Here is a 25644-nt window from a genome sequence, read left to right as displayed (position 1 = left end):
CCGACTCTAAACCGTTAAAAATATAGGCTGATTCGCTTCACTCAACCGTCACCGACTTCGCCAGGTTCCTAGGTTTATCGACATCTGTCCCACGCGCACACGCGGTATGGTATGCCAGCAATTGCAACGGTATAACGTGCAAAATCGGAGACAGCCAGCCGTAATGTTCAGGCAGTCTAATCACGTGCAAACCTTCGCCATTGACGATGCGCGTATCCGCATCAGCAAACACATACAGCTCGCCGCCGCGCGCGCGCACTTCTTGCAGATTCGACTTTAATTTTTCAAGCAACGCATCGTTTGGCGCAACCGTGACCACGGGCATTTCGCGCGTCACCAGCGCCAGCGGGCCATGCTTGAGCTCGCCTGCCGGATAAGCCTCAGCATGAATGTACGAAATTTCTTTGAGTTTAAGCGCGCCTTCAAGTGCAATTGGGTAATGTAGACCACGCCCGAGAAAAAGCGCGTTTTCTTTAGAGGCAAATTGATCCGCCCATGCAATGATTTGCGGCTCTAGTGCAAGTACATGGTTTAAGGCAGCCGGCAAATGACGGAGTTGTTTGAGATAAGTCTCCTCGACGCTGGCCGCAATGCGCCCCCTGAGTTTACCCAAGGTGACTGCCAGCATAAAAAGGGCAACCAACTGTGTCGTAAAAGCTTTGGTTGAAGCAACGCCTATTTCTGTACCTGCGTGCGTCAAAAATGCCAGCGCGGTCTGTCGCACCATGGCGCTCGTGGCAACATTACAGATCGCTAGTGTACGGGTGTGCCCCAGTGCTTGTGCATGCTTTAACGCAGCTAATGTATCCGCGGTCTCACCTGACTGCGAAATAACCACCACTAAGCTATTCGGATTGGGCACTGAATCCCGATAACGATATTCACTCGCAATTTCAACTTGAGTCGGCAGTGCAACCATTGACTCAAACCAATATTTAGCCGTTAAACCAGCGTAATAACTGGTACCGCAAGCCAATATCAAGAGGCTATCAATCCCCTCAAATACTTGTTCGGCTTGCGCACCAAAATGTGCAGGTATGAATGCCTCCGTCACTGGCAGGGTATCTGCAATCGCGCGCGGCTGCTCAAAAATTTCCTTTTGCATAAAATGGCGATAGGGTCCGAGCTCAACCGCACTGCCATAAGCCGCGACGGTACGTATTCCGCGCTCCACAATGGCGCCCGTGTGATCCGCAATGCAAGCTGTCGTACGTGAAAGTTGCACGACATCGCCCTCTTCAAGAAAAATAAAGCGCTCCGTGCTACCCGCAAGCGCAAGCGCATCAGAAGCCAGGAAATGCTCGTTGTCACCCACCCCTACTACCAGCGGCGAGCCTTGCCGCGCACCCACAATATAGTGCGGTTCATCGCGACTAAAAACGGCAATGGCAAAAGCGCCATGTAATTGACGTACCGCTGCGCGCACTGCGCTAAAAAGGTCACCGCGATACAAGCTGTGAATTAAATGAGCAATGACTTCAGTATCAGTTTGGCTGATAAATTCATAGCCTTGTGCTTGTAGTGCTTCACGCAAGGCCTCGTAATTTTCGATGATGCCATTGTGCACAAGCGCAATCGTGTCGCGCGAAAAAATAGGATGCGCATTATCCGTCACCGGCGCGCCATGGGTTGCCCAACGCGTATGCGCAATCCCAATGTCACCCGATAAATGTGTCGTTTGCACCTCAGCGGCAAGATGGGCGACACGCGATACGCTACGTGCACGGCGCAGTTCTTGCTCGGCCAACACGGCCACACCACAAGAATCATAGCCGCGATATTCAAGCCGACGCAGCCCTTCGATTAAAACTGGAACAATATTACGCTGCGCAACCGCGCCGACAATGCCACACATATAAGACTCAGGGGGATAAGAGTTGAAGAATGCAAGATCGCGAGCTTTGGATTTTAAGACTCATCAATCTTTTCTTTTAATCGGCCGCACATAATCCGCTTTAGCGATTTGCGTTTTTTCGTTCAGGGCGAGGGCGCCAGCGGGTACATCCTTCCAAATGGTTGTACCTGCCGCGATCGTTACCCCCTGTGCAATCTTAACCGGCGCCACAAGCTGCGTCGCAGAACCCACAAACACATTATCTTCAATTACTGTACGATGCTTTTGTGCGCCGTCATAGTTGCAGGTAATCGTACCTGCGCCTAGATTGACATGCGCACCGACTTCAGCGTCGCCGATATAGCTGAGATGATTCGCCTTCGAGCCCGTGCCAAGCAAGGCGTTTTTAACTTCGACAAAATTACCGATATGGGTATCCTCTGCGAGGATTGCGCCTGGCCGCAGTCGTGCATACGGACCAATCACGGCGCGCTCTCCTATATGTGCCCCGTCGATGTGCGTAAATGCATTAATTTTTGTCCCTGCACCAATCACGGCGTTTTTCAACACGCAATGCGGACCAATACTCACGTCATCCGCTAACTGCACCGCACCTTCAAACACACAATTCACATCAATTGACACCTCTCGGCCACAGGTGAGTGTGCCACGTATATCAACCCGTGCTGGGTCCGCCAGCGTCACACCCTCATCAAGTAATGCGTCTGCTAGCTGGCGCTGATAAATACGCTCAAGCAGCGCCAGTTGTGCTTTGTTATTTACGCCCATCGTTTCGGATACATCGTCAGGCTGGGTTGTAACCACTTCTACAGTATCAGCAATCGCACGCTCAATCACATCCGTTAGATAGTATTCGTGCTGAGCATTATTATTGTTCAGCTCGGCCAGCCAATGGGCAATACGAGCGCCGGGCAGCATCACAATGCCGGTATTAATTTCATTGATTTTGCATTCTTCAGGACTGGCATCTTTTTGTTCCACAATCCGCACCACACGCCCCGTCGGCTCACGCACGATACGCCCATAACCGCTGGGCTCGGCAAGGTGCGCCGTCAAAATTGCACAGCGCTCCGCATTAGGACCTGCACTGGCCTGTTTAATGAGGCGCTCAAGTGTAGGCACACGAATGAGGGGTACATCACCATATAGCACCAACACGGGTAGAGAATGATCCAGCAATGGCAGTGCCTGTTGCACCGCATGGCCAGTCCCTAACTGTTGCTCTTGTATAACGAATTCGACTTCGGGCGTAGCAACGGCATGCTGCACGGCCTGTGCGCCATGCCCAACCACCACGACAATTTTTGCCGGCTGCAATGCACGCGCGGTATCCAGGACATGACAAAGAAGCGGCTGGCCCGCCAATACATGGAGCACTTTGGGTAAGGCTGAGCGCATACGCTTACCTTCACCGGCTGCCAGGATCACAATATTCACAATGCGCGTAGAGAATTAAACTAGGGTGAGGAGTCGGATAAAATTATTTTATCATGGCGCGGTGCGTAGCAGAGGCTGCAAACTGAGGGGGAAGGTCTCCGCCACTCCTGTTTCAGCCAGCCCAACGCTACATGGTTCATCATCAAATGCAATATCGCCATGGGCCGGCACAGCACCCGTCGCACGTAGATTAGCAAACTCAAATAACTCGCGGTCCATCAGATGCGATGGAATCACATTTGCCAACGCATTGAACATACTCTCAACTCGACCCGGATAATTTTTCTCCCAAGCACGGATTAAGTTTTTCATTTCCGCGCGTTTTAAATTGGGCTGACTACCGCATAAATTGCATGGAATGATAGGAAATTGTCGCAGCGCAGCATACTCTTCTAGATCGGTTTCTTTTACATAGGCGAGCGGACGGATGACGATATGTTTACCGTTGTCTGATTGTAATTTAGGCGGCATTCCCTTGAGTTTTCCGCCATAAAACAAATTCAAAAACAAGGTCTCAAGAATATCGTCACGATGATGGCCAAGCGCAATCTTGGTCGCGCCCAATTCGCTTGCTACGCGATATAAAATCCCGCGCCGTAGACGTGAACATAATGAACAAGTGGTTTTTCCTTCCGGCACTAGGCGTTTAACAATACTGTAGGTGTCTTGATTTTCAATATGAAATGGCACCCCCCTTTGGGTTAAATATTCAGGCAATATGTGCTCTGGGAAGTCCGGCTGTTTTTGATCCAGGTTAACGGCGACAAGATCAAAATGTATCGGGGCTCGTTCGCGCAATCTAAGCAAGACGTCAAGCAACGCATAACTATCTTTGCCACCGGATAGGCATACCATCACTTTATCGCCGGCCTCAATCATTTGATAATCTGCGATCGCTTGGCCAACCTGCCGGGCCAGCCGCTTATAGAGCTTATTATTCTCGTAAGCGTCTTTTTGGGCGCGCCGACTGAGGGCGCGCACGTCATTTTTGCCGACTGCATGAGTAGCCGTCTCAGCGGGCTCTGCATGCGCTTCCTGTAGATTGTCAGGACTCTTCATTTTAAACTTCCTTGCAACGAAACACTTCGACGCCCACGGCTGCGCAATCAGGGTAAATATCCGGCTTCTCGGCACGCACCTGCACTGCGCGCACGTGGGGATGCGCCAGCATGCGATTGGCCGCATCATCACATAATGTTTCCAATAAATGAATATGCTTGCCGTTGGCATACGATGCAATCGTATCGCGCATCAGATTGTAATCAACTACTTCACTTAAGGCATCAATGGCAGGAGTAGAAGCCGCCAATGGAACCCATAATTCGACATTAAAGACTACGCGCTGCGAACTTTTTTTCTCAAATGGATGGACACCAATCAAGAGCTGAATGACGTAATCTCGCAGAAAAAGTCGGCGGCAATCTGCTCGTTGTGAGTCAGCAAAAGAATTAAGCATGATTTCTTATACACTAATTGGCGCTATTTTTACCCGCCGCCTCCACCCAGCGCTTGAGTCATTTAAAATGACATGATGAAGACGAATTTTTACGAATCCGCTAGTTTACCCGCACCCGATGACGCGGCGCGAGCTCACTCTCAAATGTTGCGCGCACAAATTGATGCGGCCCTTGACCAAGCTGGCGGCTGGCTCCCATTTAATCGCTATATGGAGCTTGCTCTATACACCCCAGGCTTAGGGTATTACAGCAATGGCTTAACCAAATTCGGGCGGCATGCTGGCGATGGCAGTGATTTTATTACCGCCCCTGAATTGTCCCCCTTGTTTGCACAAACCCTGGCGCGAGCTGTAGCTGAAGCGCTTGCTGCGTCTGACACGCAACAGGTGATGGAGTTCGGCGCCGGTAGCGGCGCACTCGCCACGCAATTACTACCTGCCCTCGATGCACTAGGCGTGCGCTGCGAACGTTACACGATTGTCGAATTATCTGGCGCATTACGCGCCCAACAGCGCGCGACGCTGGCTATGCATATGCCTGATGCCGCGACACGCGTGCAGTGGTTAGATCGTTTGCCCGCCACATTTCATGGCGTAATCCTTGGCAATGAAGTACTCGATGCGATGCCGGTCAGGCTTTTCACGCGCAAATCAGGCGTTTGGTTCGAGCGTGGCGTGACGCGCCATAGCCCCCCCGGCAGCCCATTAGAATGGCGCGATCAACCACTCAGCCCAGATGCCAATGGCGCCGCACAACTTGCATCCATCGACAGCACCGAAGACTATCTGACGGAACAGCACGAAGCAGCGCACGCCTTTACCCGCACAGTGTGTCAAATGCTGCAGCGCGGCGCACTATTGCTGATTGACTATGGCTTTCCAAGCCACGAGTATTATCATCCGCAGCGCAACGCCGGTACCTTGATGTGCCATTACCGGCATTACGCCCATACTGACCCATTTTTTTATCCGGGCCTACAAGATATCACTGCTCACGTTGAATTCTCAAGCATCGCGCAAGCTGCCCTTGAGACCGGCGTGGATTTACTTGGCTATACGTCGCAAGCTCGCTTTTTAATTAACTGCGGCATTACTGAGCTGCTAGCCCAATTTGATGCAAACAACCCGCAAGAATTTTTGCCGATTGCCAATGCTATGCAGAAATTGCTGTCAGAAGCTGAAATGGGAGAGCTTTTTAAAGTGATTGGGTTTGGGCGTGGTATGGATCAAGGTTTGTCAGGCTTCAGCCACGGCGACCGTGCGCTGACACTATAGAGTACAGGTGGTCAAAATAGCTCACTTCCTCCAGCTAAACGGCTGAAATTGGCTCGCAATGCCTACGGCAACGTTTAAAGCGCCAAATCACTCACCGGGTTGAGGGCGACTTCAACCGCGGCTATGCGGGCGCGCTGCAAGGCGGCTTTAATTGCCTGCGGCACTGCATGGCAATATGCAGCAATGGCCCCCGCATCAACCTTGCGCGCAGCATCCAGCGCATAGCTAAGCCGGGCAGTTTGTGGGTAAGCTACGGTTTCAAAACCCAGCCGGCCCCGCGCATCCGCTTCACATGCCTGCATAATTTCAACCAAACGCTCTGGTTTACGCCAGGCATCGCAACGCTCAAGTAAACGCGTTAGGGCGCTCGCCCCAAATTTAAGCGAGCGATGAATATTGCCATGTTCGCGCGCTACCAGTAGAGCTAAATCACGACAAGCTTTGGGTACCTTCAGACGATCGCATAACGGACGCAATAGAGTAACGCTGCGCCCTTCGTGACCTGTATGGTGCGGCAGCATCTGTGCCGGTGTATTGCCTTTACCTAAATCATGCGTTAACACCGCAAACCGCACTGTCAACGCATAGCCACAGGCCGCCGCATCGTCTAGCGCCATCATCACATGCACACCTGTATCAATTTCTGGATGAAACTCAGCGCACTGCGGCACGCCATAAAGTGCATCGACTTCAGGCAAGATACGCGCCAACGCGCCACAGTCGCGCAACACCGCAAACATGCGCGAGGGTTTAGCTTCCATCAAACCTCGCGCGAGTTCCTGCCAAATACGTTCAGGCACAAGCGCATCGACTTCTCCATCCACCACCATTTTGCGCATCAAACTCAGTGTCTCATCCGCTACCGAGAAATCTGCAAAGCGTGCCGCAAAACGCGCTAAGCGCAAAATTCGCACCGGATCTTCAGAAAAAGCATCTCCTACATGACGCAAAACACGCGCCGCCAAATCGGCTTGACCATTAAAGGGATCCAGCACTGGGCCCAGCGGCGCTCCGTTTGCATCGAGGGCGCGCGCCATTGCATTAATCGTTAAATCGCGTCGCGCCAAATCCTGCTCAAGGGTTACATCTGGCGCATAATAAAATTGAAAACCATGATAGCCGCGCGCAGTTTTGCGCTCAGTACGCGCCAATGCATATTCAGAGTGCGTTTGCGGATGCAAAAATACAGGAAAATCACGGCCAACCGGCCGATAGCCAGATTGAATCATTTGCTCAGGGGTCGCCCCGACGACGACATAATCACGGTCCCGCACTGACAGGCCAAGTAGCTCATCACGCAGCGCCCCGCCTACCTCATAGATTTTCATCGGCTCTTACTTGCAGTTGAGAAGAACGAACTCATTTAACGGCCAGTCGTTCGCAAATCAATTAATTTGTTAGTTGCATCTTGTTTTTATGGCTGCGCTTCAGGCGCATTTTGTGGTGCAATTACACCAAGCCGCGCTTTAAGCGACTGCGGAGGCCCATTTAATAAAATGGCATAGTAAACCGCATTCGCCAAAACTTTTTTCACATAGCCACGTGTTTCATTGAATGGAATGGTTTCTGTAAATATAGCGCCTTCAATTGGCCTCGTTAATGCTGCGCGCCATTTTTGCGCACGCAGCGGGCCGGCATTGTAAGCCGCGGAGGCAAGCACGGGCGAAGCATCAAGCTCGGCATACATCATCGCCAGATAATTCATCCCAAGCAGAATATTGGTGTCAACATCATTAATTTTTGCGCTAGGTATTTTCCCTAAACCAATTTTACGCGCCACGAGTTGCGCCGTCCCAGGCATTAACTGCATTAAACCGGTTGCCCCAGCACTAGAATGCGCATCGCTAATAAAACGTGACTCTTGCCGAATTAAGCCATAGGCCCACGCGAGATCTAGGTTAATTAATTGTGCATTGCGCTCCATAATATCGCGCAATGGCAAAATATAGCGCAGTTTAAAGTCATGCTCTTGCTGCGTACGTTCAGCCGTATTCACTACGCGCTCATATAACTTAAGCCGCCGCGCTAATTCCGCCGCCGCCAACAACTGGCGATCATTCATACCACGTAAAGCCCAATTCCATTCCCGCGCGCCTTCAAAATACATCTGCAAGCGGTAAAAATGCTCCGCTAGCTGAAAACCAGGCAGCGCTTGCATGCGCTTGATTTCTACTTCAAGCTCGGCAACCTCCGTGGTTGGGGGCAGAGTAATCTGCCTTCCGAGGGCTTCTGTAGCCAACTGTCCGTAAAAATCAAAATTTGATGCAATTTTCTGCCAAGCTTGCACTGCTAAAGCACTTTTACCGGTTGCATGCAGCGCGCGGCCCTGCCAATAAATCCAGACGGGTTGATTACGTAATGCACCCGGCATCATTTCAATTGCTTTAAGCACCAGCGGCCAATTTTCTGCCGATAGAGCTGCACGCACACGCCATTCATAAGCTGGATTAGACAACCAGCCACCCGTCGCTAATCGATACCAATCCAGCGCCAGGGGTATTTTTTCAAGCGCTGCCCGATAGGCAATCGTGCCCCAACCCGTAGCCTGTTCTTGCGGCGTTAAGCGCGCTGCGACTGGGGTAAAAATCGCAGCCGCTAAAATGGGATCCTGACGGGCAATGCGGGTAATCGCAAGCAGTGCCAACTGATGCGCCGCGGTATTAATCGGTATGCCCCGCTCAAGCAAAGCCTGGGGTTGGGTCGCCGCCATTGCAAATTGTTTTTGGCTCGGGCGCTGCGGCCCTAGTGCATCCGCAATCCGATTACCTACTTCGACTTCGTTGTTTTCATACGCCAGCCGGATCTGCCGCCAAATATCATCCTGGTCAAACTGCTTTTTTTGCGTTAAAACCGAGATAAGCTCTACACAGCCATTGCCATAACGGCTTGGCGCAACCAGTAAAGCGCGCGCCGCATCAGCGACCTCCTTGCCGCGCACCGCTTGCGCCTGCAGCGCATAGCATTTAAGTTGCAGATCATCTTTTAGCACAAAGCGTTGGTATTGCTCATCAAAGTCATGCCATGCATGACGCGCGCCTAACACCAGCAAATAATCATTGCGCATCCGATCGGCAATCGCTTGCCCTTCATATTTTTGTAGAAAATTCAGAATCAACGGATCAGGCACGTTTGGGCGCGCCTGACCTAAGGCATCGAAGAGTTGCGGCTTAAGCGTAAAATATTCTACGTAGGAGGGGCTTGGATAGGCTGGAATGCGGCGCGCGAGCTCAACTGCATGCAGAACATCATTTTTCTGGGCGGCTTCACGCAAGGCAAGGAACACGGCATCTGGTTCGGTCGGCAAGCTCTCGGGGCGCACGCGCACAGCACTTGCTGTACTGCAACTCATCAGCATAGCGAGTGTACAAACTACCGGCAGCACACGATATACTTGAGTTACGTGTCGAATCACGCTTTGCAGCATTTTTTGACCTAGAGGAAAATAATGGGCTTACAGAGCATAGCATGTAAATCTACAGAGACAGCGGCTAATTCCTCAAAAATTTCATTACGCGCCGCTTTGCTCGCAGCCAGGCAAACTCAGTCCGTTCAGTTGCATAGCGAAGCGGCGCTAGCGGCGCAGGTTGTCACTTTACTCGCTGAACGCAAGCCGCACTGCGTAGGATTTTATTGGCCTTTTGCCGGTGAATTCGATGCACGTACAACCCTGATTAATTGGCTGCATGAAACCCCCACCCATTGCGCAGCATTGCCGGCTGTGACTGAAAGAGGAGGTGTGTTACGCTTTTATCACTGGACGCCGGAAACACCGATGCAAGAGGGTTATTTCAAAATTCCAGTGCCAGCTCACCCCATCGAAGTGCAACCTGATGTATTGCTTGTGCCATGCGTAGGCTTCGATCTAGCGCGCTATCGGCTTGGCTATGGGGGAGGGTATTATGACCGTACGCTAGCCAGGCTTGAGCCACGGCCATTTACCGTAGGCATTAGTTATGAGTGCGGCCGAGTGACGGATAGATTGCCACGTGAGCCACATGATATTTCACTTGATTTAATCCTCACTGAAAAGATGCGCTATGAATGAGAGCCGCTTATGCATGATTTAACGAATACGTGAAATCACCCTGATTTTTTACCGATGATTGAGTAAATTACCTTATATCCTTTATATTAGAGCTGAGTAGCTTTTAACTTCCCTCCTAATTCGAGGACAAAGCTTGATGGACTTTCCGCGTATTTTCCCTTTTGGCGAGGGCGCCCTTGTATGCGAGTCGCCGGCCCCGGCCACGCTCGCTTGCCAAAAGCGCTTCTGGGCCATGGCGGCAGCGGCGCAGCAGTGGCCTCAGGTGACAGAGATCGTACCCGGAATGAATAATTTAACCGTGTTTTTCGATCCATTAGCCGCTGACGTAGACACGCTTGCAAAAATGCTGGCCAAAGCTTGGCGCACCGCTGATGACAATCTAAAACCCGGCCGTTTGGTCGAAATTCCAGTGTGTTATGGGGGACAATCTGGGCCAGACCTCGCCAAAGTCGCGCAGCATACAAAACTGAGTATTGAAGAAATCATTAAGCGTCATACCCATACCGAATACACCGTCTTTTGCCTCGGTTTTCAACCTGGTTTTGCTTATTTAGGGGGCTTGGATCCAAAACTTGCAACGCCTCGACGAGCCGAGCCGCGCGTTGCGATACCAGCAGGCTCAGTTGGCATTGGCGGTGCACAGACAGGGGTTTATCCGGCCAGCTCACCAGGCGGCTGGCAATTAATTGGACGTACAGAAGCAAAATTATTTGATCCTATGCGTACTCCGCCCACCCTCCTCCAACCCGGGGATCGAGTACGCTTTACCATAGCGAGCCAAACCACCATAACCCTTTAAAGCATCCTATAATTCATTTGGCTCATACTTTATCGGATAGCCCTAAAAGAGGAGCCAGCGTTACGATGATTGAAGTTTTGCGAGCAGGTTTACTCACTTCGGTACAGGACCTTGGCCGAAAAGGCTACCGTATGTCAGGGGTGTGTACTAGCGGCGCACTCGATACCCTCGCCTTACATATTGCCAATCGGCTAGTCGGCAATATGCCTGAGGCGGCAGGACTTGAAGTGACCGCTGGGCCAGTCCATTTGCATTTTACGCAAACAACACGAGTTGCCCTGAGCGGCGCTGATTTTAACGCAACGCTTGATGACCACCCGGTTCATGCTTGGTGGAGTTTTCCGGTTGAAGCCGGACAAACCCTGCGCTTGCATACCCCTAAAATCGGCATGCGCGCTTATCTTGCCATTCATGGCGGCATCGACGTGGCGCCTATGCTCGGCTCGCGCAGTACAGATTTAAAAGCGGGTTTTGGTGGCCTGAACGGGCGCGCGCTAAAAGATGGAGACCTATTACCACTGGGCGCTACACGGTCCTCAATACGTACCTCTCACGCGTTACAAATGCCGGCCTTCGGGATTAAAGCACCCGGTTGGCACCGCTTTGAACACCGTAATCTGCGTGAAGAAAATAAAACTTCGCTGTGTGGCACACCAGGCACTAGCGTACGCGTATTACGTGGCCCTGAATATAGCCACTTTACTGCCGCGGCGCATGAACATTTCTGGTCTGAGCCATGGCTCATCACAACCAATAGTAATCGCATGGGTTACCGCCTTGCTGGCCCTGAGCTAACACGGACAAAAAATCTTGAGCTGCTCTCTCATGCGGTCCTACCCGGCACGATTCAAGTACCTGGCAATGGGCAGCCGATTGTGCTCATGCATGATGCACAAACGACTGGCGGCTACGCAAAAATTGGGGTCGTTATCCAAGCCGATTTATGGCGCTTAGCGCAAGCGCGCCTTGCCAGCAATTTGTATTTTACGGAATGCACCATCACCGATGCGCGTACCGCTTATGCAGATTTACAGCGCTATTTAACTCAGATTGAATTCGCCATTGATCAACAATATCAAGGTTACGCACAATCAACCAAAGCGCCAGCCTGATTTTAAAATAAGGGACTTGCCATGCAGATTGATCTAAATGCCGATCTAGGGGAAGGGTGCGCCACAGACGAAGCTTTGCTGGATCTCATTAGTTCCGCCAATATTGCTTGTGGCTGGCACGCCGGGGGCGCCAACGAAATCTCTAATTGCACACGTTGGGCATTGCAAAAAGGGATTGCCATCGGCGCACACCCTAGTTTCAATGATCGCGAAAACTTTGGCCGCACCGAGCACCGCTTATCCGCAGAGGAGATTCATGCTGCGATTCTCTATCAACTCGGAGCGCTCAGCGCTATCGTGCGCGCGCAAGGCGCTTACGTTACTCATGTCAAACCGCATGGCGCACTGTACAACCAAGCAGCGCGCGAGCCTGCATTGGCCCAAGCCATTAGCGCCGCGGTACGTGACTTTGACCCGAAATTAGCCATTTTTGGGCTAGCCAATAGCGCATTAATCACCGCCGCGCAGCAAGCGGGCCTACAGGCCGTTGAAGAGGTTTTTGCAGATCGAGCCTATCGTGCAGACGGCTCGCTAGTGCCTCGTGGCATACCGGGAGCGGTGCTCGAAGATGAAGATGAAGTCTTAACCCGCACCTTAAAAATGGTTCGTGAGCAACGCGTGCAAGCCATCAATGGGCATTGGGTCCCGCTTAAAGTACAAACCATTTGCTTACATGGGGATAATCCTCATGCGCTTGCTTTTGCCCGGCGCATTCGCGCTCAATTTGATGTTGAGGGCATTCAAGTCTGTTCAACTTTAACCACGCCATAGGAGGCCATGCGCTTTTTTGTCTAGAGCTTAATATACCGTAACGATAGGGGTAGGTCAGTCAATCAACATACATAATGGTTTAAAACCACACTTTGGAGACCCTCATGCAAACACTTGTCAATTTATGGCCGCTGTTGGGTGTAGCTACCATTACCCTTGGTTTCTTGCTCCATTTTAATCCGCTGCTAGCCGTGGCCGCCGCGGCCGTTATTACGTGTCTTGCCGCCGGTTTCCCGGTTAGAGAAATCTTCGCTACCATCGGTACGGGTTTTGTCAAAACGCGTAATTTACCACTCATTATTTTACTGCCCTTAGCTGTGATTGGCCTACTGGAGCGGCATGGCTTACGTGAGCACGCACAAGCCTGGATTGCCCGGATTCGTTCAGCAACGGTTGGGCGCTTATTAATTGTTTATTTATTTGTGCGCGAGCTCACTGCGGCGCTCGGTTTAACCGGCCTAGGTGGCCATCCGCAAATGGTACGCCCTCTGCTCGCCCCTATGGTCGAAGGCGCGGCGCAAAGTCGTTACGGCAAAATTAGCGATGCGTTACGCTACCGGTTACGAGCATTTTCTGCGGCCACTGACAATGTCGGCCTCTTTTTTGGTGAGGATATTTTTGTTGCCTTCGGCGCCATTATCCTTATGGCAACTTTCTTGCGTGAAGCCGGCATTGAGGTTGCGCCGTTAAGGATTGCGCTATGGGGGATTCCAACCGCCATCTGCGCCTTCATTATTCATGCCTTCCGACTTTATCAACTGGACCGCAAACTGGACCGCGAATTTAGCCAGCACTCTGACTCTGTCAAGCGTAACGTAGAAGGAGAGCCATCATGACTTTATCCATTAATTATCTATATTGGCTGGTCGGGGCAATCCTAGCTGTGATTGCGCTTATGATCGTAAGCGATCGCACGCACCCTAAACGCTTGCAAGCAGGCAGCTTTTGGGCAATTTATGCATGCATTTTTCTTATCGGTGAGAGATTACCCGCGGAACTGGTAGGTATTCTAGTTATCATCATGGCCCTACTTGCTGGATTTGGCGGCGTTGTCGCGGGCCCTGCACGCGCAGGTTTATCGGAGAACGCGCGCCATCAAAGCGTGCAACGTTTGGGTAACAAACTCTTTATCCCCGCCCTCACGATTCCGGCGGTCACCGTCATTGGCACTTTGTTAGCGCCGTATCTTGTTTTCAATACACTACCTCTGTTTGACCCGAAAAATATCACTCTACTTTCATTTGGTTTAGGCTGTATCGTGGCAGCTGGACTTAGCTGCTGGCTGACCCGTGATAACGTTGGGCAGTCCATACACGAAGCACGGCGCTTGACCGAATCACTCAGCTGGGCAGTGGTGCTGCCGCAATTATTAGGCACCTTAGGCTTGGTGTTTTCAGAAGCTGGGGTCGGCAAAGCGGTGTCATTTCTCAGTACCGCCTATATCAATATGGATTTGCGCTTAACCGCGGTGATTGTCTACTGCGTTGGCATGGCGCTCTTTACGATGGTCATGGGGAATGCTTTTGCGGCATTTCCAGTGATGGCAGGGGGGGTTGGCGTACCCATTTTGGTTGGCATGCATCACGCTGACCCAGCCATTATGGCCGCGCTTGGCATGTTCTCTGGCTATTGCGGCACCTTACTCACACCAATGGCCGCCAATTTCAATATGGTGCCGGCTGCTTTGCTTGAGTTGCCGGATAAAAATGGGGTCATTAAAGCCCAAGCACCGACCGCGTTTGTTTTACTTGCGGTCAATATCATCCTAATGTACGTGTTGGTATTTCGTTAATGAGCCCAATTAAGATCAACTCCGCTTGCGCGCGCGCGGGTGTGCTTGATCATAAATTTTAGCCAAATGCTGAAAGTCTAATGAGGTGTAAATCTGCGTCGTGGAAATGCTCGCATGGCCGAGCATTTCCTGTACCGCGCGCAAGTCACCACTAGATTGAAGTACATGAGTCGCAAACGAATGGCGCAAAACATGCGGATGCACATTGGCCGCAATTCCAGCCGTTAGCGCGACTCGTTTGACACGTTGTTTCACTGAACTCGCTGAGATCCTACGGCCATGTGAAGATAAAAAAAGGGGGCACGCATCCTCGCGTATAAACTGTGGCCGTACCGTAAGCCAGGCCTGCAGAGCCGTCATAGCTTTACGACCAATTGGCACGGTCCGCTGACGGTTGCCCTTACCCGTTACATGGACTTGCTTGCCGGGCAAATCTAGCCAACCTGCCGAGCGATAACCGCCCGCCTGCACTTTATATTCAAAATCCAAATGAATCAATTCAGCCAACCGCAAGCCGCATGAATAAAATAATTCGACCATAGCGCAATCCCTTAGGGCCTGCGGCGCCTGGCTTGGGTTGGCTTCCATCATTATTCTCGCATCATCAACGGAGAGAGCCTTGGGCAAGATTTTGGCGCCCTTTGGCGCACGCACTGCAGCCACTGGATTACTTTCTAGCACAGAATGTAAGGCTAACCAACGATAAAAGCTACGCCAAACAGAAAGCCGACGTGCAATTGAGCGTGCTGCTAAGCCTTGGGCGCGCGCACGGATAACCCCTTCACGAATATCCGCTGGAGTAAGCGTATTGAGCGCTCGCGTGCCGGCGAGTGCAACCAGCTGTGTTAGCTCATGAGCATAAGTAGTCCACGTATACTTAGACAGCTTACGCTCATAGATTAAACTATCAAGATAACCCGAAATTGGATCGGCTAGCGCCTTCACTGCGACTCGCTAGAAGCAAGTAAACGGCTTAGAGCCGCACTCACCAAGACACCCATATAGGACAGGAAATCCGTTGCCATGCCCTCCTGAAAACGCTGTGCATCAGGCGCGCCCAGCACCAATAGGCCAAATGCATTTGCTTCATCACCCAGCGGATTGCGTAAGGCAACTAACGCGAAAGATTCCGACGCTGTGTCAGCCGTTAACCATTGCCTCACATCAGGCTTAATCTCATTCCCACAATACGGCCTAGCCAATTGATTTGCTAACAGGGAAGTTTCATGATTTGGGATACACACAAAACCCTCCTGCATATAAGGTGCCGCCACATCCCAAATACGTACTGCGGCGGCCACCTCAAAAGTCTCACCCAGGACCTGTTCAATCAATTGCGGCACTGCGGCAAGTTTTTGTTCAGCCAAGATTCGCTTAGCCAGTATGCCAAGCTTGAACATCAGCCCATCATTTTTTTGTCCCTGATGCATCAGTTGCGCCAAATGCCGCTCAAGCTGTTTATTTTTTGCCCGCAATATATCCATTTGGCGCTCGTGCAATGACACCGCGCGACCGCCATGTGGATTGGCTAACCGCACGCTAGCCAGCAGTTCGGCCTGACGCTCAAAAAATTCCGGGTGCGCCAGTAAATATTCAGCAATTTGATTGTCGTTCATGAATTTTAATTAAAATTTAGACGGGTAGGTTAGAGGAGGCAGGGGCATCGAGCATGTCAATTTCGCCGTTAAAGACCGTCATAGCAGAGCCCACCATATAAATTTCAGCGCCCTCCCAGAGAATCGTCACTTGACCGCCACGCATCGACACCGTGACCGGTGAATCAACCAAGCCGCGGCGAATCGCGGTCACGGCAGCAGCGCAAGCGCCGGTGCCGCACGCCAAAGTTTCTCCAGCGCCGCGCTCGTAAACGCGGAGCTTGATCATATCGCGCCGGACAATTTGCATAAACCCTGCATTCACCCGCTGGGCAAAACGCGAGTGCGCTTCAATTAAGGCTCCATCGTGCGATACTGGGGCCATCTCAATCTCATCCACTTGCTGTACGGCATGCGGATTACCCATTGATAAGACAGAAACCCATACTCGCTTACCGCCCAATTCAAGCGGCCACAGCGTGTCATTGCCTTCGGTGTGGCTGTCGATTTGGGCGGTATCAAACGGCACACACGCCGGATCGAAGAGCGGTGCGCCCATTTCAACACAAACTTCGCCGTTTTCTTGCAAAGTCAATCTAATAAGACCTTTCTGCACTTCCACATTTATCTGGCGCTTATGAGTGAGCCCAACCGCATGAACGAATTTAACAAAACAACGAGCGCCATTGCCGCAATGCTCAACTTCGCCACCATCGGCATTAAAGATACGGTATTTGAAATCAGCATCAGCCCTGCTTGGATGCTCAACCAGCAAGATCTGATCGGCGCCAATGCCAAAATGTCGATCCGCTAACCAACGTATTTGAGCCGGTGTTAGCGTCAATGGCTGACGAATGCCATCTAACACAATAAAATCGTTGCCAGCGCCTTGCATTTTTGCGAATTGAAGTTTTTGCATATGGAATCAGGTCATTGGATATTAACAAACATCATAAAGATCAGGCGCGCCCGGCGGCCGCGTCTTAAACCGTTTATGCACCCAATAATACTGCTCTGGCATGAGTTCAATTTGTTCTTCAAGAAAAGCGTTCATCCGGCGCGTATCTGCAATTGGATCGTCACTCGGATAATTTTCCCATGGGCGAAACACTTTTAGCCGATACCCTTTGTAATTAGGCAAAACTTCGCCAATAAACGGCACGACTTGCGCTTGGGCCGCTTTAGCAAGACGAGAAACCGTTGTGAGCGTGCATGCCTGCATGCCAAAAAATGGCACAAAGGCCGAATTACGCGAACCGTGATCCATATCCGAGGCCAGCATCACGGGCGTGCCCTCATGTAACATCCGCAATATAGTACGAGCGCTATCCGAACGAGAGATCATTTGCGCGTTAAAGCGCGCACGGCCTTTTTTTGCGGCCCGATCTATTTTGAGATTTGACATTGGCTGATAGAGAGCGCCACAACTACGCTTTAGCGCGTAATTCAGAGAAATCGCGCCCGCCTCAATCCCGACAAAATGAAAACCCAGCAAAATGGTGGGCGGCAAATTCGGATCGCTTAAATCAATCTCGCTTTTTATTTCAACCAATTTTTCAAATTTCTTGGCCGAACTGAACCACTGTACACTCCGTTCAACATAGCTGCGAATCGCATGCCTAAAATGGTGCGCCGCTACCGCCTGATAACGCGCTTCGCTCCAATGTGGAAAGCACAATTTGAGATTTGTGTAAACGATACAGCGGCGCTTACTCGGCAATTGATATAATAAGTATCCTAATATATCGCCAAATCGGGCTACAAAACCATATGGCAAAACCGCTAGCAATTTTAATAAACTAAGCGCACACCCGACCATTAATTGTTTTAACATCATTTTCTATGGGTTAACGCACAATGTCATACATTCCAAAAAATGGTCTAATGACATAACTGCGTGCTGAGCAATTTGAAAGAAACCGTTATAATACGATTTTCGCCGAGTTAAAGACAACTTGCGGGGCGCAAATCACGGTTTATCACGTGATTAAAATCTGCTAAAGCGTCGCCACTTCGCGCCTTCTTGAAGCCGGCTTCGTCCTCCGGATACTCTGCAAAAAATTGAACCGCAAACATTTAAGGAGTCGTTCAAGTGGGAAATAATTATCTATTCACCTCTGAGTCCGTCTCGGAAGGACACCCAGACAAAGTAGCAGACCAAATTTCAGACGCGGTCTTAGATGCCATTTTGGCGCAAGACAAATACGCGCGCGTGGCTGCTGAAACGTTATGCAATACGGGTTTAGTTGTGCTAGCCGGCGAGATCACGACCCATGCTAACATTGATTATATCCAAATTGCACGCGACACCATTAAACGCATTGGTTACGACAACACGGACTTCGGCATTGACTATCGCGGCTGCGCAGTACTGGTGGCTTACGATAAGCAATCGCCAGACATCGCGCAAGGCGTAGACAAGGCCCATGACGATAGCCTTGACCAGGGCGCGGGCGATCAAGGGTTGATGTTTGGCTACGCTTGCAATGAAACACCCGAGCTGATGCCGCTCCCCATTCATCTTGCTCATCGCTTAGTCGAACGCCAGGCTAGCCTGCGCCATTGCGGCCAGTTACCGTGGCTACGTCCTGACGCCAAAGCACAAGTTACGCTACGCTATATCGATGATAAGCCGTATAGCATCGATACGGTTGTGTTATCCACTCAGCACGCGCCAGACATGGATTTAGGCGCTCTGCGCGAGGCCGTCATTGAAGAAATTATCAAGCCTACACTCCCCGCAGCACTGCTTAAAGATAAGATCAATTATTTAGTCAACCCAACGGGCCGTTTTGTGATTGGCGGCCCGCAAGGCGATTGCGGATTAACCGGCCGCAAAATCATTGTCGATACCTATGGCGGTGCCGCGCCACATGGGGGGGGAGCATTTTCCGGCAAAGATCCCTCCAAGGTCGATCGCTCCGCTGCCTATGCCGGTCGTTATGTTGCCAAGAATATCGTCGCCGCAGGTTTAGCTGAGCGCTGCCTAATTCAGATTTCCTATGCAATTGGCGTTGCGCAGCCCACTTCTGTGATGGTGAATACTTTTGGCACCGGTCGCGTGCCAGACACTTTGATCACTGGCTTAGTGAAACAATATTTCGATTTACGCCCCAAAGGCATTATTCAGATGCTGAATTTGCTGCGCCCAATTTATGCAAAAACGGCAGCTTATGGCCATTTTGGACGTAAAGATTCAGGGTTCTCTTGGGAAATTACAGATAAAGCAAGCGCCCTAGCCGAAGCGGCAGGAATTCAGGCTGTAGCTTAAACTTGTATAGTTTTGTAATGCGGCACGGGCTTCTGGAGCACCCGCTTCAGAAGCCCGCTTGCAGTCGAAGATTTGACAGCAACAATTATGCGCGAAGCCGTTCATCGCGATAGTGGATCCCATCGCACTCAATTGGAGCTACTCTAATTAAAAAAATGCGCGGCCAAAAAGCCAGCTACAGCGCATCGTAAATACATTTAGATCCCGATCCATCGGCCGAAGAAATGTGGGGGTGGAAACAGTATGCGCGATTACCTTAAGGCTTTAACCTTGTAGAAAAGATTAAGTCCCTCACGACAACGGCACCTAAGCTCGCTCGTCTCATTGGCGCAATGCGCACCAAAGAAACTGAAGATCTGGATTAAGGCTAAATTTTTATGGAAGACACTACCAGCAACAAGTTGTACCCACCTCTCTCAAAACGCTGAAAAACGGGGATACTAACTTGTGCCTATATTTTTATAGATGAATAGAAAACTTTAATAGTCAATAGATTCAAGTTTGTTTCTTGAACCTATTGACCCGTCTCAGGATTTATCAATCCGTTTTCGCTAGCTTAGCATGATGACGCGAATAGCCAAAGTAAATCAATAGTCCAGCAGCCAGCCAAGCGATGAACGCAATCCATGTTGAAAGCTGGAGTTGAAGCATTAGGAACACGCAGAATAAGACCGAGAACAAGGGCAGAAATGGCACGCCCGGGCAACGGAAAGCACGTGGCAATTCAGGATGCGTGCGACGTAAAATAAGCACGGCAAGAGATACCATGGAAAACGCTGCCAATGTGCCAATATTGGTGAGTTCAGCCAGGGCTTTAAGCGGGACCAATGCAGCGATCAAGCCAAAGAAAAGACCAACCAGCCAGGTGGCGAAAAAAGGCGTTTTATAACGCGGATGAATTTTCGACAACGCTGGAGGCAACAAGCCATCCCGTGACATGGCAAACAAAATCCGCGTCTGGCCATAGCTCATGACTAGAATCACGGTCAGCATCCCGAATACGGCGCCGAGATCAACAAAACCCGCCACCCATTTTTCCCCGGCAACTTGCAATGCCATCGAGACCGGATGCCCGACGTCCATAAATTGCTGGTAAGGCACAATCCCTGTTACCACGGCCGCTACGGCAACATACATCACCGCGCAAGCGCCGAGTGAGGCAATAATTCCGATGGGTAAATCGCGCTTTGGATTTTTGACCTCTTCAGCGGCTGAGCTTACTGAGTCAAAACCGATAAAAGCAAAGAACATTACCGCCGCCGCACTCAAGGTGCCGGTCCAGCCCATTGGCATAAATGGCTGCCAATTCGTTGGTTTTACATGAAAAGCGCCCACTACAATGACGAGCAGCACAATGCTTATCTTAACAATCACCATCAAATTATTGATGCGCGTCGACTCACGTACGCCAATCGATAAAACCGCGGCAATTGCCATCACCACAAGAAAGGCTGGCAAATTAAAGAGCGCCAGCTGCCCTGGCACAGTGCCCGGCGCTGCACTTAAGATAGCCGGAAACGTAATGCCAAAGCCGGATAAAAGCGACTGGAAATAACCTGACCAACCCACGGCTACCGCCGAAATCGCTAGGCCATATTCGAGTAATAAATCCCAGCCAATCAACCAAGCAATCAGCTCGCCTAATGTGGCATAAGCGTAGGTATAGATTGAGCCGGCGACCGGAATGGTCGAGGCGAACTCAGCGTAGGCTAGAGCCGCAAAACCGCATGCTAGAGCGGCAATAATAAAGGATACGGTCAACGCCGGACCGGCGGCAACAGCGCCCGTGCCCGTTAACACAAAAATGCCTGTGCCAACAATTGCGCCAATGCCCAGGAAAGTCAGATCGAGCGGCCCCATAGTTTTCTGGAGGCCAGTATTAGCAGCGCTTGCTGCAATCATCTGTTCGACGTTCTTAGTGCGGAAAAGACTCATCGGAATATCTCTTTTGCAACAGCCGCTCACGAAGCCAGCCATCGCGTAAATTAAATTAAAAACGACTTACTCAAACCAACACGCCACTAGAATTAGGCATAGAAGACTACACCGCGAAATCTAGTAATAGATCACGCAGTGACGCAAACAATGCCCAAAACCTAGCAACTTATACTTGCGATTATGACCTTTGCTACAATAGGAGCTTGTTTCGAGGAGCGCTGCGACGGAATCTCCGCCAGGCTCGAAGCACAACTTTAGCCCGCCTATGGCGGGTCGTATCAAACGGCGCTCACGTCTTCAATCTTTTGTTCTTAAGAAAGGAGCGTGACATGAACGCTGCAGTACAACCTACGCATAATCAATCAAGTACTATTGGCGATTATACCATCGCCGATTTAAATCTCGCCGCTTGGGGGCGGAAAGAAATTCTTATCGCAGAAACCGAAATGCCCGGTCTGATTGCATTACGCGATGAATATGGGGTGAGCCAACCGCTCAAAGGGGCCCGAATTGCTGGCTCGCTGCATATGACAATTCAGACCGCTGTATTGATCGAAACCTTGCAAGCGCTGGGTGCCGAAGTCCGTTGGGCATCGTGCAACATTTTTTCCACACAAGACCATGCCGCGGCGGCCATCGCAGCACACGGCACCCCGGTATTCGCCTTCAAAGGCGAAAGTCTTGACGAATATTGGGCCTTTACGCACCAGATTTTCTCTTGGCCAAACGGGGAACATGCAAACATGATCCTGGATGATGGTGGCGATGCAACCTTATTGCTGATGCTAGGCGCACGGGCAGAGCAAGATCGTTCCGTCCTTGCCAAACCAGCCAATGAAGAGGAAGTCGCGCTATATGCTGCGATTGCCCAGCACTTAGACCGCGATCCGCATTGGTATTCGAGCCGTCTGACGCATATTCGCGGTGTAACAGAAGAAACCACAACCGGCGTACACCGTCTTTACCAGCTAGAAAAAGAAGGGAAATTACGGTTTCCAGTGATTAATGTAAACGATTCCGTAACAAAATCGAAATTTGATAATTTATACGGTTGCCGCGAATCCCTGGTGGATGGTATCAAGCGCGCAACAGATGTCATGATTGCTGGCAAAGTAGCCCTGGTAGCGGGATATGGCGATGTTGGCAAGGGTTGTGCCCAGTCATTGCGCGGACTAGGCGCCACGGTTTGGGTCACTGAAATTGATCCGATTTGCGCATTACAAGCTGCGATGGAAGGCTATCGTGTCGTCACCATGGAAGATGCGGCCGATAAAGCGGATATTTTTGTCACTGCGACGGGCAATTTAAGCGTGATTACCCATGAGCATATGAAAAAGATGCGGCATCAAGCAATCGTTTGCAACATTGGACACTTCGATTCAGAAATTGAAGTGTCCTCATTACGCCAGTACAAATGGGAAAATATTAAACCGCAGGTTGATCATATTGAATTTCCCGATGGCAAACGAATTATTCTATTAGCACAGGGGCGTTTAGTTAATTTAGGCTGCGCGACGGGCCATCCATCGTTTGTGATGTCAAGCTCCTTCACGAATCAAACCTTAGCGCAAATTGAGTTATTTACGCGCGGCGCACACTATGGGAATAAAGTTTATGTGCTGCCTAAACAGCTCGATGAAAAAGTAGCGCGACTACATTTACAGCGGATTGGCGCACACCTTACGGAGCTAACTGCAGCACAAGCAAAATATATTGGAGTTGAGCAAAGCGGTCCCTATAAGCCATCCCATTATCGTTACTAAAATGATGTTGATATGAGCCATATCGAGCTGTCATTTGAGTTTTTTCCGCCTAGAACCCCTGCCGGGATGGATAAGTTGCGTGCCACCTGCACGCAACTGGCAGTGCTGCGCCCTAGTTTCGTTTCGGTGACTTTTGGCGCTGGCGGCTCCACTCAACAAGGCACGCTCGACACCGTATTGGAAATTGCCCAAAACGGGCTTAAGGCCGCTCCGCATCTGTCGTGTATTGGCGCCGCCCGTGAAAATGTGCGCGCCATTTTAGCGCGCTATCGCGCCCATAATATTAGACATATCATTGCTCTGCGCGGTGATTTGCCTTCTGGCATGGGCGAGATCGGAGCATTCCAATATGCGTCAGAGTTGGTCGAGTTCATCCGTACCGAGCATAGCGACTGGTTTCACATTGAAGTGGCGGCTTATCCAGAATATCATCCACAAGCGCACTCGCCGAGCCATGATCTAGAGAATTTTGCACGCAAAATTAAAGCGGGGGCTAACGCGGCGATCACCCAATATTTTTATAATGCGGATGCGTATTTCCGCTTTGTCGATGACGTACGGCGTCGCGGCATTAAGGTACCCATCACACCTGGCATCATGCCGATTACAAATTTCTCGCAATTGATGCGTTTTTCATCGATGTGTGGCGCTGAAATACCCCGCTGGATTGCGCGCCGTCTGGAGAGCTTTAGCGATGATAAGGCATCGATTCGCGCCTTTGGGATTGATGTAGTCGCAAGTTTATGCGAGCGTTTGCTCAATGGCGGCGCACCGGGGTTACACTTTTATACATTAAACGGCGCGGTGGCAACCTATGCGATTTGTCGACAAATCGCGTTAATAGATAGATAGCTGCGTCATTCTAATGGATGAAAATCATCCATTAGAAACATCGACAGCGACTTAAAATTAGTGGATGGACAGAATTCCATCCAGGCCGTATTACCCCGCAATGTGCTGATATTGGCTCCCTCGTCTATGCTTGACTGAGTGCTCTTTGCATCTGAGATACCTCCCAGCCGCCGCCAAGCGCTTTAATCAGCCCCGCGGTAGCAACCATCCGCTGCCCATTAATGCTTACCATTTTCTGCTCAGCCGCAAATGCGGTCGCCTGTGCGGAAATCACGCTAAGGTACATCGTCATACCCGCTTTGTACTGATTTAAAACAATTTTGAGTGCATGTTGGGCTGACTGCACGGCTTGTTGCTGTAGCACAGCTTCTTTTTCTAGAATACGCAACGCGGCTAATGCGTCCTCTACCTCTTGAAATGCATTCAATACAGTTTGCCGATAATGCGCCGTATCTTCCTCAAAGGAGGCGCGGGCTGCAGCTATTTGCGCCTGCCGCGCACCCCCATCAAAAAGAACTGCCGCCAATTGCGGCCCCAAGGACCAAACGCGGGCAGGCGCACTGAGCCAGTCTGAAAATGCCGAACTCTGATAGCCCCCCGTTGCTAAAAGCTTTAAGGACGGAAAAAATGCCGCCATGGCGACGCCAATTTTTTCGTTGGCCGCAGCAGCGCGACGCTCGGCGCTAGCAATATCTGGCCGACGCTCAAGGAGCGCAGAGGGGAGCATGGAGGGTATGCGTGGCGGCGTAGCCAACTTTAATGGCGCGGAGCTGAGCGAGAAAGTGGAGGCGGGCTTGCCCACCAATACAGCGATCGCGTGTTCGTATTGGGCTCGCGCAATCCCATTCTCAAGCGCCGCAGCTCGGGCCGCTTGGAGTGCCGTTTGCGCCTGTAGTACATCCGCCCGCGCGGCAACGCCCTGAGCATAACGATTTTGCGTCAGTTTGAGTGCTTGCCGATAAGCCCGCACCGTATCCTCTAATAATTGTTGAATCGCATCCAGCGTGCGGAGTTGAAAGTAATTTTGCACCAACGTTGCTTGAGCAGATAAGCGCGCATTCGCAAGTTCCGCTGCTGCGCTTTGTGCCTGAGCTGTTTCAGCTCGCTCGGTACGCCGTAGCGTACCCCACAGATCAGGCTCCCAGGACGCATCAAGCGATAATCCATATGTCGTGCGGAGCGCATTTAAACCATTCAAGGTGCGCGCACGCGTAGCGGCCGCCGCCGCGCTGGCTTGAGGCAAAAAAGCGGCGCGCGCCTGCCGCGTCAGCGCACGAGCGCGTTGATAGGCAGCCGCGTAAGCAGCCACAGTTTGGTTTGAGATCTCGACTTTGTCAGTCAACGTATTTAACTGCGGATCATTAAAGATCGTCCACCAGGCCCCACGATCAAATTGATCCGCCGGCTGCGCAACTTTCCAGCCAGCAGGCGCTTCCTTAAAGTTTTCCGGCACAGCCAGGGTAGCGCGCGTGTAGTTAGGCCCCACCGCACAGCTCGCTAGCCCCCCGGCGAATAGGCTGATGACTGCGCATCGCTTAATACAAGGCAGAGATTTAATTAGAGAAGCCGGCCCTGCTGCGGACCACGATTTTTTAAACAATTGCATTCTGTTACCCTAAGTTGCGGCCGTAGCAAGACAGCGGTAAGGTTACACTTTTTCGCAAGCCGGTGATGCATAGCGCG

The 25644-nt window shown here is 51.1% G+C and carries 21 protein-coding genes, 1 pseudogene and 1 riboswitch; of the genes and pseudogenes, 10 read left to right on the top strand and 12 right to left on the bottom strand.

The genetic code is table 11. The features are described 5' to 3' along the window. Positions 1-37: 37 nt before the first annotated feature. The 4 genes and pseudogenes from glmS to MPB2EB_RS00380 form a co-directional block, all read right to left on the bottom strand. Positions 38-1855, bottom strand: coding sequence for a glutamine--fructose-6-phosphate transaminase (isomerizing) (glmS, locus tag MPB2EB_RS00395; RefSeq protein WP_185181937.1), 1818 nt, complete (start codon positions 1853-1855; stop codon positions 38-40). Between the two features lie 63 nt (positions 1856-1918). Beyond that, positions 1919-3292, bottom strand: a complete 1374-nt coding sequence (gene glmU / locus MPB2EB_RS00390; protein WP_185181936.1) for a bifunctional UDP-N-acetylglucosamine diphosphorylase/glucosamine-1-phosphate N-acetyltransferase GlmU — start codon at positions 3290-3292, stop codon at positions 1919-1921. Positions 3293-3343: 51 nt separating this feature from the next. Further along, a pseudogene (ttcA, locus tag MPB2EB_RS00385) lies at positions 3344-4273 on the bottom strand (tRNA 2-thiocytidine(32) synthetase TtcA); the annotation flags it as partial. 79 nt (positions 4274-4352) lie between these two features. Further along, the gene (locus MPB2EB_RS00380; RefSeq protein ID WP_185181934.1) at positions 4353-4748 is read right to left on the bottom strand and encodes a dihydroneopterin aldolase; all 396 of its coding nucleotides are present in this window, start codon (positions 4746-4748) and stop codon (positions 4353-4355) included. 75 nt (positions 4749-4823) lie between these two features. Between MPB2EB_RS00380 and MPB2EB_RS00375 the strand changes: the two genes are divergently transcribed. After that, the gene (locus MPB2EB_RS00375; protein WP_185182594.1) at positions 4824-6023 is read left to right on the top strand and encodes a class I SAM-dependent methyltransferase; all 1200 of its coding nucleotides are present in this window, start codon (positions 4824-4826) and stop codon (positions 6021-6023) included. A 74-nt stretch (positions 6024-6097) separates the two neighbouring features. Here the strand turns inward: MPB2EB_RS00375 and MPB2EB_RS00370 are convergent, their stop codons facing one another. Further along, complete coding sequence (locus MPB2EB_RS00370) at positions 6098-7351, bottom strand: multifunctional CCA addition/repair protein (RefSeq protein ID WP_185181933.1); 1254 nt, start codon at positions 7349-7351, stop codon at positions 6098-6100. Between the two features lie 86 nt (positions 7352-7437). Beyond that, positions 7438-9435 carry a transglycosylase SLT domain-containing protein gene (locus MPB2EB_RS00365; protein ID WP_370576620.1) on the bottom strand — a complete coding sequence of 666 codons (1998 nt, stop codon included), beginning with the start codon at positions 9433-9435 and terminating at the stop codon, positions 7438-7440. Between the two features lie 33 nt (positions 9436-9468). Here MPB2EB_RS00365 and MPB2EB_RS00360 point away from each other — a divergent pair, with 33 nt between their 5' ends. From MPB2EB_RS00360 to MPB2EB_RS00335, 6 genes are all read left to right on the top strand, one after another. Then, entirely contained in the window at positions 9469-10068 is a 600-nt protein-coding gene (locus MPB2EB_RS00360; protein ID WP_185181931.1) for a 5-formyltetrahydrofolate cyclo-ligase, read from the top strand. 136 nt (positions 10069-10204) lie between these two features. Further along, positions 10205-10867 (top strand): 5-oxoprolinase subunit PxpB, encoded by a 663-nt coding sequence (pxpB, locus tag MPB2EB_RS00355; RefSeq protein WP_185181930.1) that lies wholly within the window; start codon positions 10205-10207, stop codon positions 10865-10867. Between the two features lie 65 nt (positions 10868-10932). Next, positions 10933-11979 (top strand): biotin-dependent carboxyltransferase family protein, encoded by a 1047-nt coding sequence (locus tag MPB2EB_RS00350; RefSeq protein ID WP_185181929.1) that lies wholly within the window; start codon positions 10933-10935, stop codon positions 11977-11979. A 21-nt stretch (positions 11980-12000) separates the two neighbouring features. After that, entirely contained in the window at positions 12001-12750 is a 750-nt protein-coding gene (pxpA, locus tag MPB2EB_RS00345) for a 5-oxoprolinase subunit PxpA (protein ID WP_185181928.1), read from the top strand. Between the two features lie 104 nt (positions 12751-12854). Further along, positions 12855-13586, top strand: coding sequence for a DUF969 domain-containing protein (locus MPB2EB_RS00340; RefSeq protein ID WP_185181927.1), 732 nt, complete (start codon positions 12855-12857; stop codon positions 13584-13586). Beyond that, the gene (locus tag MPB2EB_RS00335) at positions 13583-14542 is read left to right on the top strand and encodes a DUF979 domain-containing protein (RefSeq protein WP_185181926.1); all 960 of its coding nucleotides are present in this window, start codon (positions 13583-13585) and stop codon (positions 14540-14542) included. Before MPB2EB_RS00340 ends, MPB2EB_RS00335 begins: the two co-directional genes overlap by 4 nt. 15 nt (positions 14543-14557) lie before the next feature. Here MPB2EB_RS00335 and MPB2EB_RS00330 read toward each other — a convergent pair whose 3' ends face one another. Genes MPB2EB_RS00330 through MPB2EB_RS00315 form a run of 4 tightly spaced genes read right to left on the bottom strand, consistent with a single transcriptional unit; the run spans position 14558 to position 17971 of the window. Next, positions 14558-15487, bottom strand: a complete 930-nt coding sequence (locus tag MPB2EB_RS00330; RefSeq protein ID WP_185181925.1) for a tyrosine recombinase XerC — start codon at positions 15485-15487, stop codon at positions 14558-14560. Continuing rightward, positions 15484-16158, bottom strand: coding sequence for a DUF484 family protein (locus MPB2EB_RS00325; RefSeq protein ID WP_185181924.1), 675 nt, complete (start codon positions 16156-16158; stop codon positions 15484-15486). The genes MPB2EB_RS00330 and MPB2EB_RS00325 overlap by 4 nt, the downstream gene beginning before the upstream one ends. A 16-nt stretch (positions 16159-16174) precedes the next feature. Further along, positions 16175-17056, bottom strand: a complete 882-nt coding sequence (dapF, locus tag MPB2EB_RS00320) for a diaminopimelate epimerase (protein WP_185181923.1) — start codon at positions 17054-17056, stop codon at positions 16175-16177. Between the two features lie 21 nt (positions 17057-17077). After that, on the bottom strand, positions 17078-17971 hold the full coding sequence (locus MPB2EB_RS00315; RefSeq protein WP_185182593.1) for a lipid A biosynthesis lauroyl acyltransferase: 894 nt from the start codon (positions 17969-17971) through the stop codon (positions 17078-17080). Positions 17972-18229: 258 nt separating this feature from the next. Here MPB2EB_RS00315 and metK point away from each other — a divergent pair, with 258 nt between their 5' ends. Then, on the top strand, positions 18230-19408 hold the full coding sequence (gene metK, locus MPB2EB_RS00310; protein ID WP_185181922.1) for a methionine adenosyltransferase: 1179 nt from the start codon (positions 18230-18232) through the stop codon (positions 19406-19408). Between the two features lie 537 nt (positions 19409-19945). On the opposite strand, the gene MPB2EB_RS00305 is transcribed toward metK, so the two are convergent. After that, entirely contained in the window at positions 19946-21343 is a 1398-nt protein-coding gene (locus MPB2EB_RS00305) for an amino acid permease (protein WP_185181921.1), read from the bottom strand. 207 nt (positions 21344-21550) lie between these two features. Beyond that, a riboswitch (S-adenosyl-L-homocysteine riboswitch) is annotated at positions 21551-21644 on the top strand. Between the two features lie 31 nt (positions 21645-21675). Here MPB2EB_RS00305 and ahcY point away from each other — a divergent pair. Together ahcY and metF are read left to right on the top strand one after the other, a co-directional pair. Next, entirely contained in the window at positions 21676-23109 is a 1434-nt protein-coding gene (gene ahcY, locus MPB2EB_RS00300) for an adenosylhomocysteinase (RefSeq protein WP_185181920.1), read from the top strand. Positions 23110-23121: 12 nt separating this feature from the next. Then, a complete protein-coding gene (metF, locus tag MPB2EB_RS00295) occupies positions 23122-23961 on the top strand; it encodes a methylenetetrahydrofolate reductase [NAD(P)H] (RefSeq protein WP_185181919.1) in 840 nt (279 codons plus the stop codon). A 124-nt stretch (positions 23962-24085) separates the two neighbouring features. On the opposite strand, the gene MPB2EB_RS00290 is transcribed toward metF, so the two are convergent. Then, the gene (locus MPB2EB_RS00290) at positions 24086-25567 is read right to left on the bottom strand and encodes an efflux transporter outer membrane subunit (protein WP_185181918.1); all 1482 of its coding nucleotides are present in this window, start codon (positions 25565-25567) and stop codon (positions 24086-24088) included. Between the last annotated feature and the right edge of the window lie 77 nt (positions 25568-25644).

Origin of the sequence: Mycoavidus sp. B2-EB, assembly GCF_014218255.1 — a bacterium.
Taxonomy (GTDB): domain Bacteria; phylum Pseudomonadota; class Gammaproteobacteria; order Burkholderiales; family Burkholderiaceae; genus Mycoavidus.
This window is presented reverse-complemented; position numbering and strand designations above follow the sequence as displayed.